The organism is Agrobacterium tumefaciens (genome assembly GCA_025560025.1).
Lineage (GTDB): Bacteria > Pseudomonadota > Alphaproteobacteria > Rhizobiales > Rhizobiaceae > Agrobacterium.
The window spans coordinates 516,272-536,417 of record CP048486.1; the positions used below are offsets into that span (position 1 = coordinate 516,272).

Consider the following 20,146-nt stretch of genomic DNA (forward strand, 5'->3'; position numbering starts at 1 on the left):
GCGGGTCATTGGCCCCGCTTATGGTTAGGCAGCCTTGCTGACCGGAACGGGCAGCGGTGAGAAAGGAATGTCCGGGTAACCGAATGCCGCCGGCCCGACGACCTCAAGCGCGCGGGCGCTGCGCAGCAGGTCGTGGCAGGGGATGGCGATGACGGCCACACGCTGGCCGTAGCGCAGCACTTCGGTGGTGATCGGATAACCCGTATCGACATCGAGCAGGACGATCAGGTCGGGCACCGTCACTTCCACCTTGCCGTCACGGGAAAACAGCAGGAATTCGTTCTGGATGGCGACGCCCGCCGTCTGGCCGGCGCAATCGTCGAAGCCGGAGAGCGTGAGATCGCCAACCGCGAAACCGCCGCGCAGATGGCGCTTCAGGTCTGTGATCTTGCCGTTGAATATGCGCCGACCGCCTTCCAGTGCGCAGACTGCGGCAATCGGGTCTTCCTGCTGCTTGCGGGCGCGGATCACTGCCTCACCGATGGCAATCGCCTTGGTATAGGTTTTCGGAATGCCATACTGGTGCACGTAATGCGCCTGCATCGGCGCGGTCGCCAGCATCGCGCCGCCGCCCTGCGAAACGACGCAGGCACGCGCCATGCGCTCGTGCCAGACTTCGGAAACGGCATGGCTGAAGATGACGGCATTGCCGTGCAGATCGCACATCACCGACGGTGTGGAACTATGACCATAAATGGAGAAGGTGGTCATCTGCATTTCCGGGAAAGCCCGGCCCATGCCGTCGCAATCGAGGATCGGCAGGCCGCCCAACGCCGCCGTCACCAGCGGGTTCATGGAATTGGAACCGCCTATTTCCTCGCAGACGATGGCGTCGACAGGCGTGCGGATCAGCTCTTCCATCGCCCTGAGGCAACGCAGGCCTTCGCGCCCTTCGCGAATGCGCTCGACACCGACGACAGGTGCGCCGATGCCGCCAATGGACATGCAGAGCGCCTCCGGCTCGATGGCATCGGTTGCGAGGATTTTCATCTCGTAACCGGCCTTCATGGCTTCCAGCGCCAGAAGCTTGCCGAGATAGGGATTGCCGCCGCCGCCCGTGCCGAGAATGCCGGCGCCGATTTCCAGCGCGTCGAGATCTTCACGGGTCAGCGTCCGCAATGCCGCTTCGTCATATTTCAGCTTGCGTGTCTCAGCCATGATTGGCTCCCATTTCTCCAACAACTTTCACATGAATGCGGGTGGCATTGCCGGGCAGATAGGCAAGCGGCATGTCCTCGCGCTCGATGACTTCCAGCGTCGCGGCAATCGCACCGGCGGCAATCGCCTTTTCGCGCGCCTCCGCTTCTGCCTCGGCCAGCGCGCTCTCGCGCGTGCGTCCGTCCACCAGGGAAAAGACCCGGTCGGTCTCGCCGCTGATCTGCGCAATCGCCGCGCCGACGGCATTGGCCACCGCGAAATTCTCAGGCCGGATGACTTCGAGGTCACCGATACGATCCGGCATCAGAATGGAACCGCCGCCAACGGCAATCACCGGCACCGGCGACGACGAGATGCGGCTGCGCTCCACGCAGGCCTCAAGCATGTCATTGATCTTGTCGACCGCCGCATCCACGAGCTTTTTGTCGAGGCTGGAAACCAGCGCCTTCTCGCCCACATCGGCCTTGCCGGAGGCAACCGCGATATCGGTCGCCGTCAGGGTCGAGCCACCGAAGCAGAGCGCCTCGCGGCGAACGCGGTAACCGACGGATTTCGGCCCGACGGTCAGGCCATGGTCGCCATTGACCACCAGCGAACCGCCGCCGAGACCGATGGAGAAGACGTCCGGCATGCGGAAATTGGTGCGCACGCCGCCAATATCCACCGTGGTAGAGGCCTGACGCGGGAAACCATGCGAGAGCGAGCCGACATCGGAGGTGGTGCCGCCGACATCCACCACCACGGCATCCTTGAGGCCGGTGAGGAAGGCCGCACCGCGCATGGAATTCGTCGGGCCGGACGCGAAGGTGAGCACGGGGAAACCGCGCACCACATCCGCCGCCATCAGCGTGCCGTCGTTCTGGGTGATATAAAACGGGCAGGTGATGCCCGCCGCCTTCAGCGCTTCGCCGAAAGCCGCAACGGTGCGGTCGGCCAGCGATAGCAGGCTGGCATTCATGATTGCAGCACTTTCACGCGCAAGCAGACCGTGACGGCCAATATCCTTGGACATGACCACCGGCAGGCCCGGGCAGCGCTCCTGCAGGATCTCCTTCGCCTGCAACTCCATCGCTTCGTTGATGCCGCTGAAAACGCAGGTGACGGCAGCGGCCTTCAGGCCCTTGGCGCGGATATCAGCGGCGATACGGACGATCTCGTCCTCATCGAGCGGCGAAATTTCGCGGCCGTCGAATTCGTAACCGCCGCGCACCTGATAACCGTGGTTGCCGACGATTTCCCGGAGATCATCCGGCCAGTCGACCATGGGCGGCAGGCCGGCGCCGGAAGGTAGGCCGAGACGGATGGCGGCCACCTCATCCATATGCCGGCGCTCGATCACCGCATTGGTGAAATGCGTGGTGCCGATCATCACGGCGCCAATGCGCGCCCTGTCAATGCCCGATGCCTCGATGACCTTTTCAAGGGCTTCGATGACACCGGATGTCACATCCTCTGTGGTGGAGGCCTTCACCCCCGCCAGAACGGTTTTATCCTGCAACACAACGGCATCGGTATTCGTGCCGCCGACGTCAATTCCAACGCGATACACGTCAGGCTCCTCTTTCATCAATCGGTCGTTTTTACGAGGAAGCGCATCCGCTCTTCCTCGGTCACGGTGGGTTTGAGACGTTCTTCCTCGTCGGTGACGACGGGGATGGCCGCGATCAGGGCGCGGGTATAGGGATGAGCCGGCTCGGCAAAGACCGCCGACGTCACGCCCTCCTCGACAATCTCGCCGCGCAGCATGATGGCGATGCGCGAGCAGAAATTGCGCATCAGCGACAGGTCGTGCGAGATCATCAAATATGTGAGGCCAAGTTCCTCGCGCAGTTGCAGCAGAAGGTCGATCACCGTCTTCTGCACGGAGACATCGAGTGCCGCCGTCGGTTCATCGAGGATGAGGATTTTCGGTTCTGCCGCCAGCGCCCGGGCAATCGCCACGCGCTGCTTCTGGCCACCGGAAAGCTCATGCGGATATTTGCCGAGATAGGATTGCGGCAGCCGCACCAGCCCCATCAGTTCCTGCATCCGGCTTTCCCGCTCCTGGCCATCCATACCGATGGATTTCAACGGCAGGGCAAGTGTCTGTTTGACCGTGCGCTTCGGATTGAGCGAGGTGCCCGGATTTTGATAGACGATCTGCGTCAGCCGCTTGCCGCGCTCAGGCGCCGGGGCGTCAATGACAAGATTGCCGGAGGTGGGACGCGACAGGCCCATGATCATGCGCGCAACCGAGGTCTTGCCGGAGCCAGACTCACCCGCCAGGCCGAAAACCTCGCCCTGCTTGAGCGTCAGGTTCACGTCGCGCACGGCATGGTAGCCATTGCGCCTGCCGTAAATCTTGTTCAGGCCTTCGATGGTGATGATCGGCTGCCGCGTGCTTTGCGTGAGGTCCGTGACGCGTGGGCCATAGAGCGGCGGCACCGCATCCAGCAGCGAACGCGTATAGTCCTTGGCAGGGGTGTGCAGGATCTGTGTGCAGGGACCGGTCTCGATGATATCGCCATGGTGCATGACCACGACCCTGTCCGCCACCTTGCGCACGACGCCGAGATTGTGGGTGATCATCAGCAGCGCCATGTTTTCTTCGGCAACCAGCTGGTTGATGAGGTTGAGGATTTCATCCTGCGTCGTCACGTCGAGCGCCGTACCCGGCTCATCCGCAATCAGGAGCTTCGGCTGGTGCAGCAGGGCAAGCCCGATCAGCACGCGCTGGCGCATACCGCCCGAAAGCTCGGACGGATAGGCATTCATCACCCGTTCGGTATCCGCGAGCTGTACCCGGCGCAGCACCGCAGCGATGCGGTTGCGGCGCTCCGCCTTCGACGAGTTGACGCCGTCGCGCTTGTCGGCAAAACGCATGACATCATCGAGATGCGTGCCGATCTTGAAGACCGGGTTAAACGAGGAGAGCGGGTCCTGCATGATCAGCGAAAACGCCGTTCCTTTCAGGGCCTCGCGCTCCCTGCGCGGCAGGGCAAGCACATTCCGGCCATCGATGACGATCGCACCTGATGTGATCGCGGCATTCTTCGGCAAAGTGCCTATGATCGCCTTGGCGGTGACGGATTTTCCCGATCCGGTTTCGCCGATCAGCGCCACGCGCTCGCCGGCGGCAACGGTGAAGGCGACATCGCGCAGCACCTGCCGGGTGCGACCGTAATTGGTGAAGGTGACGTTGAGGTTTTCGACCTTAAGAAGCGGTTCAGTCATGGCCTTAGCTTTCCACGTCGAACATGTCACGCAGGCCGTCGCCCAGCAGATTGAAACCCAGCGTCACGTAAAGCACGGCTGCACCGGGGCAGAGCACTTCCCACCAGAAATCCGGCATGAACTGGCGCCCGTCGGCAACCATCGATCCGAGGTCGGGGGTCGGCGGTTTGACGCCGAAACCGAGGAAGCTCAGCGTCGCGCCAAACAGGATGACAAAGGCGGCATCCAGCGTCGTCTTGACTGAAATGACCGAGACGCAATTCGGCAGGATTTCGCGAAAGAGAATGTGCAGCGGGCCGGCACCGGCAAGACGCGCCGCCTCGATATAGTCTTCCGAGGCGATGGACTTCGACACCGAATAGATCAGCCGCGCATGCCAGGTCCACCATAGCAGCGTGATCGCGATCATGGCGTTCATCAGCGTCGGTTCCAGCAGGTTGGAGACCGCCAGCGCCATGACGAGCGGCGGCATGGCCAGCATCACATTCGTCAGGCCGCTAATGAGCTTTTCAGTCCAGCCACCGAAATAACCGGCGATGAGGCCAAGCACGGTTCCGACCGGCACCGAAATGCCGAGCACGCCGATGACGAGAAGCAGCGAGACCCGCAGCCCGAAGATGGTACGCGAAAAGATATCGCGGCCGGCCTTGTCGGTGCCGAACCAGTGCTCCAGATCCGGCGGCATATGCCGGGCGCGGAAATCGACGACCGCGCCGATATGTTTGGGATAGGGCGTGAGCCATGGCGCGAAGACCGCCAGCACCAGCACCGATAGCAGGATCAGCGAGCCGATGACCGCCGCCGGATTGCGGCTGAAGCGATACCACATCATGTAACCGGCGCTTAGGCCGCGATCGGTGGGTTCGAGCATTTTCATATCAGCCATCAGCGAGCCTCCTTGCGGCGCAGGCGCGGGTCGATGATCGAGATCAGGACATCCACGATCAGGTTCGCAACGATGAAGAACAAGCCGGCCACCAGCACCACGGCGGTCACGGCATTGAGGTCTTTCTGCAGGATGGCGTTCAACCCGTAGGAGGCGAAACCGCCCCAGGCGAAGACCATCTCGATCACGAAGGCATTGCCGATCAGGGACGCGAATTCGAGGCCCATGATCGTCAGCGGTGCAATGGAAGAGAGCTTCAGCAGATAACGGAAGATGATGACCCTCTCCGGCACGCCGAAGCTCTGCAGGGTCAGCACATGGTCCTTGCGCTGGTTCTCGATCATCGAGGAGCGGGTGATGCGGGTGATCTGGCCGATGCCTGCCATGGAAAGCGCAAATGCCGGCAGTGCAAGGTGTTTCAGCGCATCGAGCACCACATCGAACCGTCCGGCCAGCGTGCCGTCGATCAGGATGAAGCCCGTCGGACCGCCCTGCCAGCCAAGCCCGTGGTCGAGCCTGCCGATGATCGGCCAGCCGGAGAGAAACCGGGCGGCCAGCAATTGCAGTGTGATGGCGAAAAGAAAGCTCGGGATCGTGACCCCGGTGAGCGACAGGATGCGGCCGATATGGTCCAGCGGGCGGTCGCGATAATGCGCCGTGATGACGCCGAGCGGGATGGCGACGGCAAACATGAAGATGACCGAGACAAGTACCAGTTCCACGGTCGCAGGAACGGTCTGCGCCAGATCGGTAGTCACCGGGCGTTGCGACACCAGCGAGAAACCGAGATCGCCGTGCAGGGCATTGCCGATATAGTCGAGATATTGGACGGCGAGCGGCTTATCGAGACCCATCTCGCCGCGCAGCGCATCCACCTGCTCCTGCGTTGCCGCAGGACCGAGCGCCATGCGGGCGGGATCGCCCGGCACCACGCGGGCAAGCACGAAAATCATGATGGACAGGGCGATCATGACCAGCACGAAGGTGCCGAGCCTGTTGAAAATCGCGACCAGCGGATGTTGCTGCATCGGTGGGACGTTCCTTGTGCATCGGTTGCGTGAGCACAAGTTTTCACCACATGTCCGTTTGAACAATTGCCGAAAGGTATAGTTTTTCGAAAGATGAGTATAGGTTTTCAGGCTTAAATCCCCTATGCCTTTGCGAATGACGCTCCTGCCCCGCTCCCGCCTCTGCCGCCGCATCGCCAGCGAAACCGCCGGCGTGGTCTTTCTGCGCGCACCTGCGGGTGCGGGAAAAAGCGTGCTGTTGGAAATGCTTGCAAAAGAGCTCGAAACGCCGGTGTGCCGCACGCACCAGCCGCGAAGCGACGAGATCGAAAATGGCTGTCTCCTTTGGGACGTGCCGGTTTTCGCACGGGCAGCGCGCATGCCGGCCGCCATTCTGGAGACGGTGCGCTTGGTGGTCATCGCCTGCCGGCCGGATCAGCGGATCAGCGGGCTGGCCCGGCAAATCCTGCATCGCGGCTCGCTTACCATCGGGCCGAATGAACTGCTTCTTGGCGAGGATGAGGTGGAGGACCTGCCATCTGAGCAGAAACGTCTCGCCCTTCACGACTATGCGGGTTGGCCGGCTTTTCTGTCACTGGCGCGTTTTCCGAATGAAACGCTGTGTGCCAACTATCTGCGGGAAAACTACCTGCCGCATCTTTCTCCCGCCCAGACGGTTGAACTTTCGTTCTGGCTGGAAAATCCCTCTGCGGAACCCGAGGCGGACTGGACCGAACTGCTGCCGCCTTTCCTAACCGGAAATCCCGAAAATCACCCGACTCTGATACGGCTTCTGAGCGTGGCTGCGCGGGAACGTCTTGCTACCCTGCAGGCCGGCAGCGCCGTGGTAGAGGTCGCATCGGCTTTCGAAAAGGAAGGGCGGGCGCTTGCGGCCATGGCGATGCTGCTCGACCGTGGTTATGAGACCCATGCCGCGCAAATCCTGGAACGCGCCCATGGCCGCGAACTCATCTACAGGAGCAGCGTCGACAGGTTTCGCGAGATCATCATGCGGTTTTCGCAGGATATGATTGCAACGAATGAAACCGTGCTCTTCGCCGTCACCCGCGCCCTGCTGAAACAGGGTGAGTTGCAGCGCGTGCGCCATCTGCTCGGCAAAAGCCTTGGGTCGGATTACCTCGATCCGCTGAAAGTGCTTGCCCGTGGCTCGCGCTTTTCCTTCGCCGCCCGCACGTTCCGATTGAACCTGATGATTGCCGAGGACCTGACCCCCAATGACGCGGTAATCACGCGTCTGGGGGAATTCATGGCCGACTATCCCATGAACGATCACGGCAAATGGGCGGCCTATTATAATGCACTGCTGGAATTCGAAATCCGCCGCCGCAATTTCCGCGAGGCGGAGGCGGCCGCCGCACGCGCTCTGATCTATCTGCGCAAGATGGGCGGTCAGCCGCTGCTCGAATTTTTCATCCATCTGCACCAGATCGTGCTGCGGCTGATGAGCGGCGATGTGCTTCTAGCCCGTCGAGCGGCGCAGGAGGCGCGCACACGGCTGGAACAGGTGCCGCATGATGCTGCGCAGGAGTTCCGGATGTTGCGGCTGGCGGAAGCCTGTCTTACCTATGAGGCGGGAAAGCCGCGCGACCTGCTGCATTTCGTCGAACATGAATTCGATCATTTCGCTGCGGCCGAGATATGGCCGAGCCTGATGCAGTTTGCCCTGTTTTACGCCTCGCAGGTGTTGATCGACCATTTTCCCATGACCGTTCGACCGGGCTTTCTCGACGGCCTGTGGATCCACCTTTCAGAAGGGCTGCAATTCCATGCGATGATGGAGATCAGGACGGCTCTTGCCTATCAGAACGCCAACCGCTGGGCGGATGCGGCCGCGACGCTTTCCGCGATCCGCATGCCCATGGGCCGCAACTGGGTGGAGAGCGCGCATGAGGATCTTTCCCGACTGATGCGCCGCGATGAGATCGCCTATGTCATGGCCTGGCTGCGCGATTCGGTGCATCTTTTCACGCCGCGCGCCTATCTCTCCCGCCAGATCGACGCGATGATCGCCAATCCCAAGGTCACCAACCGCGAAAAGGTCGCGCTGAGAATCTGGCAGAGCTATGCCGCGCATCAGCGCCGCGACAATGCCGCCGCCCGCGCCCACATCCTCACGGCCCTTGAATCGGCGACCCGCCTTGGCTGCAGCGGCGTTCTGTCGGAGGAGCGCATCTTCCTGTCGCCGCTTCTGAACAATCGCCGCATCCGCAGCTTCATCGAAACCTCGTCCGATGTCCGCACCGCGCTGTCGATTTTCGCCGCTTCCGTGAATTCACCGCAGGCGCGTGCCCTGCATGGCGGGCTTTCGCAGCGGGAAGCGCAGATGCTGCAACTGCTCGCCAGCGGTATGTCGAACAAGAAGATCGCCCAGACGCTTAATATCTCGGAGGTGACGGTGAAGTTTCATCTCGGCAACCTGTTCCGCAAGCTGGATTGCAAACGCCGCGCGGAGGCGATCCGCGCGGCGAAAGCACTGGGCTGGCTATAAGGTTCAGCGGTTGTTCTTCTTGCGCCATTCGGCAAAAGCCGTCTGGTGCTCCTCCTTGGTGCAGGGGTAAAGCCCGATGATCGACTGACCCGCCTTGACCTGCTCCACCACGAAATCCTCATAAGCCGTCATTTCCACCGCCTCGGTTGCGATCTCATCGGCAATACCGGCGGGAATGACGATGACGCAATCCGCATCACCGACGATGATGTCGCCGGGAAAGACCGGCGCGTCGCCGCAGCCGATCGGGCCGTTGATCTCGATCGCCTCGTGTTTGGTCAGATTGGTCGGGCTGGAAGGGCGTGTGTGGTAGGCCGGAATATCCAGCTCGGCAATCGTGGCGGCGTCACGAAAACCGCCATCGGTCACGATGCCCGCGCCGCCGCGAACCATCAGCCGCGTGACCAGAATATCACCGGCCGAGGCGGCGCTCGCATCCTTGCGGCTGTCGATCACCATCACATGGCCCGCCGGGCAGGTTTCAATGGCGACGCGCTGCGGATGGGCGGGATTGCGAAATTCGACGAGCTGGTTGCGGTCCTCGCGGGCGGGCATGTAACGCAACGTAAATGCCGGCCCGACCATATTCGTGCCCTTGTAACCGAGCGGATGTACGCCCTGAATGACCTGGTTTCGCAAGCCGCGCTTATAAAGCGCCGTTGCCAGTGTTGCGACGGAAATCGTCATCAGCTTTTCGCGCGTCTCGTTGTTCATTCAGTATCTCCTGTCATTCTGCTTGATGGCACCTAGCCTAAAAAATATCCGGCTCACCGGCCGAGCGGCCGAAATCGGTCTGCAGGAAGTCGAAATCGCATCCCTGATCGGCCTGGCTCACATGTTTCGAGAAAATGTAGCCATAGCCGCGCTCATAACGCGGCGGCGGTGCCTGCCAGGCGGCCCGGCGGCTGGCGATTTCCTCATCGCTGACCAACATGTCGAGGCGGCGCTGCGGCAGATCGAGCCGCACGATATCGCCTGACTTTAGCAAGGCGAGCGGCCCGCCGATAAAGCTCTCCGGCGCAACATGCAGCACGCAGGCGCCATAAGAAGTGCCGGACATGCGGGCATCGGAGATGCGCAGCATGTCGCGATGGCCTTGTTTGATCAGCGCCTTGGGGATCGGCAGCATGCCCCATTCGGGAAAACCGGGGCCGCCAAGCGGACCGGCATTGCGCAGCACCAGCACATGATCCGGCGTCACATCGAGATTTTCATCGTCGATCGCCGCCTTCATCTCGGGATAGCTGTCAAAAACCAGCGCCGGACCTTCATGGATGTGAAATTTCGGATCGCAGGCGGCGGGTTTGATGACCGCGCCATCGGGACAGAGATTGCCGCGCAAAACGGCGAGTGAACCTTCCGCATAAACCGGATTGTCGAGTGAACGGATCACATCGTCATTATAAACCTTTGCGCCCTCGAGATTTTCGCCCATGCTGCGGCCCGTTACCGTCAGGGCGGAACAATCGAGCCGGCTTTCAAGCTGCTTCATCAGAGCACGCAAACCGCCCGCATAATAGAAGTCCTCCATCAGATAGTCCTTGCCGGAGGGGCGGACATTGGCGATGAGCGGCGTGACACGGCCAAGCTCATCCAGATCGTCAAGCGTCAGCGGCACACCAGCGCGGCGCGCCATGGCGATCAAATGCACGACGGCATTGGTCGAACAGCCGGTCGCCATCGCGACGATGGCGGCATTGCGGAACGCAGCCGCCGTCAGAATGCCGTCCGGGGTCAGATCCTCACCCACCATTTCCACGATGCGACGGCCGCAGGCGGCAGACATGCGCTGGTGTTCGGCATCCACCGCCGGAATGGAGGATGCGCCCGGCAGGGTCAGCCCCAGGGCATCGGCAATAGCCGTCATGGTCGATGCGGTGCCCATGGTCATGCAGACGCCGGCGGAACGGGCGATGCCGCCCTGCAACCCACGCCACTCCTCATCGCTGACATTGCCTGCCCGGCGCTCGTCCCAATATTTCCAGGCGTCGGAGCCGGACCCCAGCACCTTGCCAGCATAATTGCCGCGCAGCATCGGCCCGGCCGGCAGATAGATCATCGGCACGCCGGCGGAGATTGCACCCATGACGAGGCCCGGCGTCGTCTTGTCACAACCGCCCATCAGCACCACGCCATCAAGCGGATGAGAGCGGATCATTTCTTCCGTCTCCATCGCCAGCATGTTGCGATAGAGCATCGATGTCGGCTTGGTAAAACTCTCATCGACCGAAAGCGACGGCATCTCGATAGGGAAGCCGCCCGCCTGCAAGACACCGCGCTTCACATCCTTCACGCGTTCGGGAAAATGCGCGTGACAGGTGTTCAACTCCGACCAGGTGTTGAGGATGCCGATAACCGGCTTGCCGACAAAATCCTCTTCCGCATAACCGAGCTGCATCATGCGCGAGCGATGACCGAAACTGCGCAGGTCGTCGGGGGCGAACCAGCGGTCGGATCTCAATTTCCTGTCGGTCATATCAGGCTTCCCGCAAAACCGGCGCCTGCGGCGCCCAGCCCTTGTAGAGATCGTCATCGGAAGTCAGCGGCAACCGCACCGGCTGTCCCTGACGCACGGATTTGTAGATGGCGGTGACGAGTTCAATGGACCGCAACCCGTCAGCCACGGTCACTTCATTGCCGCCACGGCCCTCCACCGCATCCGCGATGGCCTCGAGGAAGCCGGCAAAACCATCCAGCCCGGTGCCGACCTTCGCCAGAACCGCGTCGATCTCCTCCTGCGTCGTCGGCGCGCGTGCCGTGAAGCGCCAGGTGTCTTCGGCCGGCGCATAGGGCTTGGTGCCGCTTTCGGCAGTCAGCCCCTCGAAACAGAAACGCAGTCGCGACGTATCATTACCCGCGCCGAGCGTGACGGAGCTTGTGACCAATGCCCCACTCTTCATGCGCAGGCTGATCGCCGCGCAATCTTCGGTCTCGATGGTGTTCACCCTTGTATCGGCAAACGCGAATACTTCCTCGACGGGACCCAGCACATGGCAGATGAGATCATGGGCATGAATGGCATGGCCGAGGGTCGCGCCGCCGCATTCGCCTTTCCACGTGCCGCGCCAAGGAATGGAGTAATAGTCTGCGCCCCGGTTCCAGTGCACTTCGGAACTGGCGACAAAGGCTTTCCCCGCAAGACCGGCATCGATGAGCGCACGCAGCTGCCGCATGGCATGGCCGAAACGATACTGGAAAACCGGGAAGACCTGACGACCGGTATTCTTGACCGAAAGCAGCAGCGCATTCGCCTCTTCCAGCGAGCGCACCAGCGGCTTTTCGCAGATCACATCCTTGCCGGCGGCATGGGCCTGCAGGGCGACCGGAAAATGCAGGTGCGGCGGCAGGCAGATGTCGATCAGCGAGATGCTCTCATCCGCCAGTACCTCATCCAGGCTGGCGGTCACCCTTATCGAGGGATCATCCTCGACAAGCTTGCGCGCCCGCTCCAGGTCGAGATCGCAGATCGCCTTGACCGCGTAACGTTCGGGAAGTGCGCGATACCCCTTCAGATGCAATGCGCCGATGCCGGCGCCGATGATTGCAACGCCGATCATGCCGTTCTCCCTTCGGCCTTTGCCTGCGCCTGAAGCGCCAGTTCGCAAACCTTGAACACATGCGCTTGCGGCATGGCGGTTTCAGTGCGGTTGCGGATATCCGCCGACAGGCGGTCGAAATAGGGCAGGCCGGCATCGGAAGCGTCGATATATTCGCAGCGGTCGCCATTGACGAGAATGAGCCGGTCGGTGCCCGGCTTGTTGCCGAGATCGACATATTTCCGGAGCTCGATATAGCCTTCCGTTCCCAGAATGGTCAGACGGCCATCACCCCAGGTGGGCAGCGCATCGGGCGTATACCAGTCGACGCGGATGTAACCGTGGCCGCGGTCACCGCGCAGCAACACCTCGCCGAAGTCCTGCAAACCCGGATCACCGGGATTGGCGTAATTCGCCACCGTCGCCGAAACCACTTCCACCTGCGTCGAGCCGGTAAAGAACATGAACTGGTCGATCTGGTGGCTGGCAATATCGGTCAGGATGCCGCCATAGGAATCGCGGTCGAAAAACCAGTCCGCGCGCAGCGCGCGGTTGAGCCGGTGCGGCCCCATGCCGACGGTCTGCACGACCCGGCCAATGGCGCCGGCAGCCACCAGTTCCGTGGCCTTCGTGACGCTCGGCACTTCGAAACGTTCCGAAAAATTGACCGACCAGATGCGTTTGGTCCGGGCAACGGCGTCGCGCAAACGTTCCAGTTGCGCAAGCGTCGTGCATCCCGGCTTGTCCGACATCACATCCTTGCCCGCATCCATGGCACGGATAGCAAGATCGGCGCGGTTCTTCGGAATATCGGCGATCAGGACAAGGTCGATGGTCGGGTCGGCAAGCACGTCTTCAACGCTTTTCATGCGCGGAACATCGGGGAACCGTTTCAGGAAACCTTCCACGACCTCTGGTTCGCCCTCCGTCCACCAGCCGGCAAATTCCGCCCCGGCATTCAGCATGTTCTGTGACATGCCAAAAATATGCCGGTGCTCGATACCGAGAGCCGCAAATTTGATCGGTTTACTCATTGCGCAGTTCCACTTCCTTGCCGCCTTCGGCGGATTTGACAATTGCATCGATCAGTCGGTGAGAAAGGAGCGCGGCCTCGCCGGTTACCACCGGATCACGCTCCGAAACGAGGGCATCGACGAAATCCTCAAGGACAGCCTGATGCCATTCATGGGTGAAAGCCATGGGATCGGCGCCACCGCCGGTGCCGGACACAGCACCGCCAAAAGCCTCGCTGCGCCCGTCCCTCCAGTCCACATGCAGCACTCCGGAAGCGAGTCCCAGACTTGCGTTTTCGAAATGCAGCGTGATGGTTTCCGCCCCGCCGGGAAAACTGGCGGTACTTGCCACCAGTGAGCCTACGGCGCCGTTTTCGAAACGCAGCCCGGCAGAGACGAAATCCTCCGTCTCCATCCTGTGAAACCGCGTCGTTGCCGCCATGGCCTGCACCCGCGCGACCGGACCGGCAAGGCTGAGCGCCAGATCGATCGTATGGATCGCCTGCGATATCAGAACGCCGCCGCCATCCCGCTCCCGCGTTCCACGCCCCGGCTCGTCGTAATAGGCCTGGGTGCGCCACCAGGGCACGGAAATCTCGCAGACACCGAGTGCACCGAGGGTACCGCTGGCAACCAGCTCTTTCGCCTTTCGGGATGCCGCCCGCATACGGTGCTGGAAAACAATGCCGAGCGTGACACCGACCCTGCGGCAGAAAGCAACAAGTTCCTCGGCTTCCAATGTGCCGCGGGCAACCGGCTTTTCAAGAAGGATATGTTTGCCGGCGTGCGCGATCGGCTGGACCACGCTTGCGCGGACGTTCGGCGGTGCCGCAACAATGGCAAAATCCACCTCGGGATCGTCAGCGACCTCCTCAATGGATCGATAGACGGCGACATCATGTCCGACAAGTTTGGATGCCTCTTCTGCAAGGCGCGCCGCCCGCCCGGAGCCGCCATCGAGCAGTCCCTTGAGCGTCATTTTATCGGCACAGGCGGCCGCTGCCAGCACATGGGTTCTGGCCACCATTCCCGCACCAACAATGACAAAAGTTTTGCCTGTCCGCATGACCGCGAGCCTCCCAACCCACGCTTGGCGGTAAAAGTGCATACCGGTATGCCGGTTGTCAATAAATTTGCATTCCGGTAAACAGGATTATGAAAATTGCCGGACGCAGGGGGAAAAATGCGAAAAGGCCTGACGACAGAGCGCCCGGCCCCGGAGATGGAGCCGCTGGATTTAAACCGTCCCGCGGTGGACCAGATCTATGCCGCGCTGAAGGGCGCCATCCTCGCAAGACAGCTTGCACCGGGTCAGGCCGTGTCGGAAAACGATATCGGCCAGCTTTTCAATTCCAGCCGCACGCCTGTTCGCGAGGCATTGAGCCGTCTTCGCGATGACGGGCTGATCGTTACCCTGCCAAGCCGGGGAACCTATGTTTCAAAACTTTCGGAACAGCAGATCAGAAGCGCTCAATTCATCCGCGAGGCGCTTGAAGTGGCCGCCATTCGCAGGCTTTGCCAGATGGATTTGTCCACCCGAGCGATGCGCGACATCGAACAGGCTCTGGCCGCCCAGCGCCAGGCGATCGTGGACGGCGACAGAAAAGCGTTCCGCCTGCATGACGATCAGTTTCACAGCGCGCTGGCCGCCGCCACCGGCCTTGACCGTCTGGAAACACTGCTGATGCGGGAAAAGGCGGCACTGGACCGGTTGCGGGTGCTTGCCATAACCGATGAGGCCCATATGGCCCGCCTACTTTCCGAACATGAAGCCGTCTACGACGCGGTCAAAGCCAGGGATGAAGAGCGCGCTGTGGAATGGCTGCGCCAGCATCTGCGACGTGTCCTTGGCATTTTGTCGCAAATATACGAGGCTCACCGCGAATATTTCGACTAGGGCGGAAATCCTGCAAATATCGGATCGGACGAATTGAAATTACAATGGCAGAGATAATGCGGAATTTGGAACAGGCGGAACTGTTCTGCGACGTGATCGGCACGCTTGCGGAATCCCCCGTATGGGACGAACGGCGACAAGCCCTTTTCTGGTGCGATATCGTGGAGAAAAAGCTCCACTCTTTCGCCCCTTCCAGCCGGACATATTGGACATGCACCCTTGCGGATACCGTCTCCTGTCTTGGCCTTTGTGAAAGCGGCAGGCTGATCGTCGCATGTGGAATGCAGATCCTGCTGGTCGATCCTGAAAGCGACACGGTGCAAGCACTCGTCACCATACCCGCGCCCGATGCCCTGCCCTGCCGCCTGAATGACGGACGCGTCGGGCCGGATGGCGCATTCTGGGTTGGCACCATGGATGGTGGGCCGTTCAGCGAGATACGACCGAAAGGTCAATTATGGCGGATCACCGCAAACGACATACGTCTTATGGAGACGGGGATGACCTGTCCCAACGGCCTCGCCTTTTCCGCCGATGGCACGGTGATGTGGCATAGCGATTCCGTTCAGCAATGGATTCGCAGGCGACGTTTCGACAAGAGCAGCGGCACTTTCGACGAAGGCCGGATCATCGCCCGGCCGACCGAAGAAGAGGGCCGCCCGGACGGCGGTTGTGTGGATGGCGACGGCAGGTACTGGAGCGCCGGCGTTTCCGCTGGAATGCTGAATGTTTACGATGATGACGGCAAGCCATTCGATAAAATCCGGATGCCCGTACCGCATCCCACCATGTCCTGTTTTGGTGGCGAGGATTTCAGGACCCTGTTCGTCACCTCACACGGAAACAAGATGAGTGAGGAGGCCCGCACGCGCTTTCCGCATTCCGGCGGCGTCTGGGCCATTCCGGCCGATGTTCAGGGTTTTCCGGCCTTCCGTTTTGCGGACGGGGCATAATCCCCGAAAACTTAGTCCTCCCGGAAGGCGCGGCTGATCTGGTCCGTCAGCGGTTTGGCGATATAGGACAGCGCGGTCCTTTCGCTGGTCTGGATGAAGGCCTCGGCAGGCATGCCCGGCACCAGCGGCGCATTGTTCAGCTTTTCCCGCTCGGAGACCGGCACTGAAATTCTCGCCAGATAATAGGACAGACCGCTGCGCTGGTCGGTGGTGATATCCGCCGCGATACGGCTGACATGGCCTTCCAGTTCCGGCGTCACGCGCTGGTTGAAGGCGGTCATGCGCAGCATGGCCTTTTGACCGACCTGTAGCTGGTCGATATCCTTCGGTACGATCTGCACCTCCAGCGCCAGTTCATCCCCGTCAGGTACGATCAGCATGATTGGATCGGCCGGCGTTACCACGCCTCCCACCGTGTGAACCGCCATTTCATGCACCATGCCGGATTGCGGCGCTATGATATCGATACGTTTCAAATCATCCTCGGCGGCGACCTTCCGCTCGACATATTCGCCCATCTGGGCCTGTATCTCGCGAAGCTCCCGTCCGACCTCGGTGCGCAGTTCCTGATCGATCTGGAGAATTTGCAGTTTCGTCTCGGTGATCCGTCCGGCCGTCTGCGCCTGATAGGCGATTTTTTCGCCACGCTCGCCGCCGAAGGTCGCAGCTTGAGTCTGGAGGCTGTTCAGCCGCTGCACGGAGACGATCCCCTGTTCACGCAGGGATTTCTGTGAGGTGATTTCGGCGTCCAGCACGGCAAGGCCGTTATCATAGGCGACTTCCTGTGCCTTCAGCCCTTCAATTTCATGCTCGAACTGGGTGATACGCTCGGCAAGCTGCGCCTTGCGTCCCTCACGGTAAGATTTGCGGAATTCGAACAGCTTGGTTTCGCTGCGCATGGCGGAAGCCACGTCGGGATTGTCCTTGCGCGCCACAAGAGCCTGCGGGAAAGTTAGTTCCGCCAGATCGTCACGCTCGGCCTCCAGCCTTGACATGCGTGCACTGAGCTCATCCAGCCGCTTGGTGACGATGGCGAGATTGGCGCGAGTCTGCGTCGCGTCGAGACGCATGACGACATCGCCGGCCTTCACCCTGTCACCCTCGCTCACGAGAATTTCGCCAACCACGCCACCTTTGGGATGCTGCACTTTCTTGCTATAGGAATCCACAACCAGATGCCCGGACGCCACGACCGCACCGGCAAGATTGGTCGTCGCGGCCCACCCACCGACACCGGCCAGCAGCGCAACACTTGCGGCAAGGCCGGCAAGAAGATGTTTGCGAATGGAACGGGACACATGGGTGCGCTGATCAATTTTTGACATCCGCATCTCCTTCCTGATTACCCTCTTCCAGGACAACCGGCTGAACCTGGGTATTGGCAACGACACGCAGCGGTGAGACCGTCTGGGCGGATGCGGCAAATCCCTTGACCGCCTGTCCCTGCGGTACGCGCAGCACCTTCGACAGCACCTCGTCGCGCGGGCCGAAGGCTTTCATCCGCCCCTCTTCCATCATCAGAATGAAATCAACTGCACCGATGGCGCTCGGCCGGTGCGCGACAACGACGGCAACGCCTCCGCGCGCCTTGACCGAGGAAATCGCCCTGACCACGGCGGCTTCGCCTTCGGCGTCAAGATTGGCGTTGGGTTCGTCCAACACCACGATGAAGGGATCGCCATAAAGTGCGCGGGCAAGGCCGATGCGCTGGCGCTGCCCGGCGGAAAGGGCCGAGCCAGCCTCGCCAATATCGCTGTCATAACCCTTTTCGAAACGCAGGATCAGTTCGTGTGCGCCCGCGGCTTTGGCCGCCGCTATGATGGCTTCGGGATCGGGATTATCCTCGAAACGGGAGATATTTTCCCCGATCGTGCCATCAAACAGCTCCACGCCCTGCGGCAGATAGCCGATATGGCGGCCGAGCGCCTCACGGTCCCACTGATCGAAACTAGCACCGTCCAGCCGTACCTTGCCGGCCACCGGCATCCACGCGCCGGTGAGAATGCGCGACAGGGTGGATTTACCCGAGCCGGAGGGGCCGATGACGCCAAGCGCATCTCCGGCGGTCACGATGAAACCAAGTCCGGCAACTGTCGGCTTTCTCTCTCCCGGCGGGACGATGGTAACGTTTTCGACTCGTAGTTCTTTCTCAGGCTTCGGCAGGGCCATGGCGGCGGCATTGGCCGGCATCTGTGCAAAAAGCTCCTTCAGCCGCGCCCAGCTCTGCCGGGCGGCCACGAAAGACTTCCAGTTGGAAATGGCAAGATCGACGGGCGCCAGCGCCCGGCCCATCATGATCGAGCTAGCGATCATCACACCGCCCGAAGCTTCCTGGTTGATGACCAGCCACGCACCAACCGCCAGAATGGCCGATTGCAGCACGACCCGCAGGGATTTCGCAATATTGCCGAGGCCGCCGGCCACATCGCCGGCCTTGCGATTGGCGGCGAGATAGGCCTCGTTGGAGATCTGCCAGCGCTTTCCGAGCCGGCCGCCGAGCCCCATGGCCTGCACGACCTCGGCATTGCGGCGCGAGGCCTCCAATTGCCTGTTGCGGGCCATATTCTCGACCATGGTGTCGCGGATCGGCTTCTGCGAAAAGATGTTGGTGAGGATCGTGAGGGAAACGAGCAGCACCGCGCCGGCAAGCGCCGTCACGCCGATCCAGAAATGAAACAGAAAACATATGCCGAGATAAAGCGGCATCCACGGCAGATCGAAAAAGGCCGTCGGCCCCGTACCGGAGAGAAAACCGCGCACATTGTCGAGATCGCGCAGCGGCTGCAGACCGTCACCCGGCATGCGGTTGACGAGCGGAAGACGTACCACCGCATCATGCACCCTGACGGAATAACGCATGTCGAAGTCCTCGCCGATGCGGATCAGAACGCGGGCACGGATGATATCGAGCAGGCATTGGAAGCCGTAAAGGCCAAGCGCGAGAAGGGCGAGCCCGACCAGCGTCGGCAGGCTGCCGCTTGCCAGAACCCGGTCATAAACCTGCAGCATGAACAGGGGCGACGTGAGCGCGAGTATATTGACCACGCCACTGACGAGCGCAACGCCGAGAAACGTGCTTTTAAGGGGCGAAACAACCGCCGCAGTGAGGGACTGCGGCGGTGTCTGCTGGTGGTTTTGAAAGCCCACAGCCTATTTTTCCTTTACGCGGCAAGCGCCGTTGCGCTGGCGAAAATGAAGTCCGATGCGTCGAGTACATTTGCATCGACGCCTACGAGTGTGATCGAAACTGATGCGTTGGAGTCAGATTCCACTACCGCATTGCCGTTGAGGTTATACCAGAACAGGTCAGCGACCGAGGTCGAGCCCCAACCCGATACATCAAGCTTATCAGTACCATCCTGATAACCATAGGTGCCGGTTGGTCCTGCGGTTACGATATCGTTACCACCCGAGAACACAAATGTATCAGCGCCGGCAAAGCCGGTCAGCGTGTTCGAAGACGCGGTATCCTCGATCACAGTACCAGTGGCAGCGAAGTAGTCATAGAAACCGGCCAGCGAGCCGAAACGCGCAAGCTGGTAAACGGCGAGATCGAGCAGGTCGCGCGCACCAGCGAGCGAATAGGAGCTGTCAGGATCGATCAGCAGTTCCTGCTGGCTGACGGCGATGCCGCTGGTGGACTGGCTGTAGCCGGTACCCAGAACGATGCTGTCAACCGACCCCGTCAGGTTACCCTGGGAGTATTGCAGAGCGCCGCTCATGACGATGCCCTTGCCGCCGTTGCTGCCATCGCCCCAAGCCTCATAGGTCGTGTTCGGATCGATGGTGGTCGTGGCGAGAGAGCTGGTCTGAGCGTCGTAGAACGCACCATAGGTCGAACCAAAACCGCTCGTCCAACCGTTCAGATAACCGATCAGGTCGGAGGAAGACTGCGTCAGTTGAATTGTGGTAGCCATAGGTGTACTCCTTTGCTGGCCAATAGGGATACCTTTGTCATGTGACGAAGGCGTTTC

General features: G+C 61.1%; 16 protein-coding genes. 3 read left to right on the top strand and 13 right to left on the bottom strand.

Going from position 1 to position 20,146, the window contains the following annotated elements; translation table 11 throughout:
• Positions 1–24 precede the first annotated feature (24 nt).
• The 5 genes from FY152_16245 to FY152_16265 are packed head-to-tail and all read right to left on the bottom strand — an operon-like array spanning position 25 to position 6,285.
• Positions 25–1,158 carry a DUF917 domain-containing protein gene (locus tag FY152_16245; GenBank protein UXS33721.1) on the bottom strand — a complete coding sequence of 378 codons (1,134 nt, stop codon included), beginning with the start codon at positions 1,156–1,158 and terminating at the stop codon, positions 25–27.
• Positions 1,151–2,707 carry a hydantoinase/oxoprolinase family protein gene (locus FY152_16250; protein ID UXS33722.1) on the bottom strand — a complete coding sequence of 519 codons (1,557 nt, stop codon included), beginning with the start codon at positions 2,705–2,707 and terminating at the stop codon, positions 1,151–1,153. Before FY152_16250 ends, FY152_16245 begins: the two co-directional genes overlap by 8 nt.
• Positions 2,708–2,724: 17 nt before the next feature.
• Positions 2,725–4,371 carry an ABC transporter ATP-binding protein gene (locus FY152_16255; protein ID UXS33723.1) on the bottom strand — a complete coding sequence of 549 codons (1,647 nt, stop codon included), beginning with the start codon at positions 4,369–4,371 and terminating at the stop codon, positions 2,725–2,727.
• A 4-nt stretch (positions 4,372–4,375) separates the two neighbouring features.
• Positions 4,376–5,257, bottom strand: coding sequence for an ABC transporter permease (locus FY152_16260; protein UXS33724.1), 882 nt, complete (start codon positions 5,255–5,257; stop codon positions 4,376–4,378).
• On the bottom strand, positions 5,257–6,285 hold the full coding sequence (locus FY152_16265; GenBank protein ID UXS33725.1) for an ABC transporter permease: 1,029 nt from the start codon (positions 6,283–6,285) through the stop codon (positions 5,257–5,259). Before FY152_16265 ends, FY152_16260 begins: the two co-directional genes overlap by 1 nt.
• A 136-nt stretch (positions 6,286–6,421) precedes the next feature.
• Here FY152_16265 and FY152_16270 point away from each other — a divergent pair, with 136 nt between their 5' ends.
• A complete protein-coding gene (locus FY152_16270) occupies positions 6,422–8,773 on the top strand; it encodes a helix-turn-helix transcriptional regulator (protein ID UXS33726.1) in 2,352 nt (783 codons plus the stop codon).
• A 3-nt stretch (positions 8,774–8,776) separates the two neighbouring features.
• Here FY152_16270 and FY152_16275 read toward each other — a convergent pair whose 3' ends face one another.
• The 5 genes from FY152_16275 to FY152_16295 are packed head-to-tail and all read right to left on the bottom strand — an operon-like array spanning position 8,777 to position 14,388.
• A complete protein-coding gene (locus FY152_16275; protein ID UXS33727.1) occupies positions 8,777–9,487 on the bottom strand; it encodes a ribonuclease activity regulator RraA in 711 nt (236 codons plus the stop codon).
• 37 nt (positions 9,488–9,524) lie between these two features.
• Positions 9,525–11,249: a dihydroxy-acid dehydratase gene (locus FY152_16280; protein UXS33728.1), complete on the bottom strand. Its 1,725-nt coding sequence runs from the start codon at positions 11,247–11,249 to the stop codon at positions 9,525–9,527.
• A gap of 1 nt (position 11,250) precedes the next feature.
• Positions 11,251–12,330 carry a Gfo/Idh/MocA family oxidoreductase gene (locus tag FY152_16285; GenBank protein UXS33729.1) on the bottom strand — a complete coding sequence of 360 codons (1,080 nt, stop codon included), beginning with the start codon at positions 12,328–12,330 and terminating at the stop codon, positions 11,251–11,253.
• Entirely contained in the window at positions 12,327–13,343 is a 1,017-nt protein-coding gene (locus FY152_16290) for a Gfo/Idh/MocA family oxidoreductase (protein UXS33730.1), read from the bottom strand. Before FY152_16290 ends, FY152_16285 begins: the two co-directional genes overlap by 4 nt.
• On the bottom strand, positions 13,336–14,388 hold the full coding sequence (locus FY152_16295; protein ID UXS33731.1) for a Gfo/Idh/MocA family oxidoreductase: 1,053 nt from the start codon (positions 14,386–14,388) through the stop codon (positions 13,336–13,338). The genes FY152_16290 and FY152_16295 overlap by 8 nt, the downstream gene beginning before the upstream one ends.
• A 117-nt stretch (positions 14,389–14,505) precedes the next feature.
• On the opposite strand from FY152_16295, the gene FY152_16300 reads away from it, so the two are divergent.
• On the top strand, positions 14,506–15,219 hold the full coding sequence (locus tag FY152_16300; GenBank protein ID UXS33732.1) for a GntR family transcriptional regulator: 714 nt from the start codon (positions 14,506–14,508) through the stop codon (positions 15,217–15,219).
• A 56-nt stretch (positions 15,220–15,275) separates the two neighbouring features.
• On the top strand, positions 15,276–16,172 hold the full coding sequence (locus FY152_16305; protein ID UXS33733.1) for an SMP-30/gluconolactonase/LRE family protein: 897 nt from the start codon (positions 15,276–15,278) through the stop codon (positions 16,170–16,172).
• Between the two features lie 11 nt (positions 16,173–16,183).
• Here FY152_16305 and FY152_16310 read toward each other — a convergent pair whose 3' ends face one another.
• Genes FY152_16310 through FY152_16320 form a run of 3 tightly spaced genes read right to left on the bottom strand, consistent with a single transcriptional unit; the run spans position 16,184 to position 20,089 of the window.
• Positions 16,184–17,497 (bottom strand): HlyD family type I secretion periplasmic adaptor subunit, encoded by a 1,314-nt coding sequence (locus tag FY152_16310; GenBank protein ID UXS33734.1) that lies wholly within the window; start codon positions 17,495–17,497, stop codon positions 16,184–16,186.
• Complete coding sequence (locus tag FY152_16315) at positions 17,484–19,319, bottom strand: type I secretion system permease/ATPase (GenBank protein UXS33735.1); 1,836 nt, start codon at positions 19,317–19,319, stop codon at positions 17,484–17,486. The genes FY152_16310 and FY152_16315 overlap by 14 nt, the downstream gene beginning before the upstream one ends.
• Positions 19,320–19,333: 14 nt before the next feature.
• Positions 19,334–20,089: a hypothetical protein gene (locus FY152_16320; GenBank protein ID UXS33736.1), complete on the bottom strand. Its 756-nt coding sequence runs from the start codon at positions 20,087–20,089 to the stop codon at positions 19,334–19,336.
• Positions 20,090–20,146: the final 57 nt, after the last annotated feature.

Excerpts from the sequence above, each read along its gene's own strand:
- FY152_16245 (UXS33721.1), bottom strand. The coding sequence starts at position 1,158 with ATGGCTGAGACACGCAAGCTGAAATATGACGAAGCGGCATTGCGGACG.
- FY152_16255 (UXS33723.1), bottom strand. The coding sequence starts at position 4,371 with ATGACTGAACCGCTTCTTAAGGTCGAAAACCTCAACGTCACCTTCACC.
- FY152_16260 (UXS33724.1), bottom strand. The coding sequence starts at position 5,257 with ATGGCTGATATGAAAATGCTCGAACCCACCGATCGCGGCCTAAGCGCC.
- FY152_16265 (UXS33725.1), bottom strand. The coding sequence starts at position 6,285 with ATGCAGCAACATCCGCTGGTCGCGATTTTCAACAGGCTCGGCACCTTC.
- FY152_16270 (UXS33726.1), top strand. The coding sequence starts at position 6,422 with ATGACGCTCCTGCCCCGCTCCCGCCTCTGCCGCCGCATCGCCAGCGAA.
- FY152_16275 (UXS33727.1), bottom strand. The coding sequence starts at position 9,487 with ATGAACAACGAGACGCGCGAAAAGCTGATGACGATTTCCGTCGCAACA.
- FY152_16280 (UXS33728.1), bottom strand. The coding sequence starts at position 11,249 with ATGACCGACAGGAAATTGAGATCCGACCGCTGGTTCGCCCCCGACGAC.
- FY152_16285 (UXS33729.1), bottom strand. The coding sequence starts at position 12,330 with ATGATCGGCGTTGCAATCATCGGCGCCGGCATCGGCGCATTGCATCTG.
- FY152_16290 (UXS33730.1), bottom strand. The coding sequence starts at position 13,343 with ATGAGTAAACCGATCAAATTTGCGGCTCTCGGTATCGAGCACCGGCAT.
- FY152_16295 (UXS33731.1), bottom strand. The coding sequence starts at position 14,388 with ATGCGGACAGGCAAAACTTTTGTCATTGTTGGTGCGGGAATGGTGGCC.
- FY152_16300 (UXS33732.1), top strand. The coding sequence starts at position 14,506 with ATGCGAAAAGGCCTGACGACAGAGCGCCCGGCCCCGGAGATGGAGCCG.
- FY152_16305 (UXS33733.1), top strand. The coding sequence starts at position 15,276 with ATGCGGAATTTGGAACAGGCGGAACTGTTCTGCGACGTGATCGGCACG.
- FY152_16310 (UXS33734.1), bottom strand. The coding sequence starts at position 17,497 with ATGTCAAAAATTGATCAGCGCACCCATGTGTCCCGTTCCATTCGCAAA.
- FY152_16320 (UXS33736.1), bottom strand. The coding sequence starts at position 20,089 with ATGGCTACCACAATTCAACTGACGCAGTCTTCCTCCGACCTGATCGGT.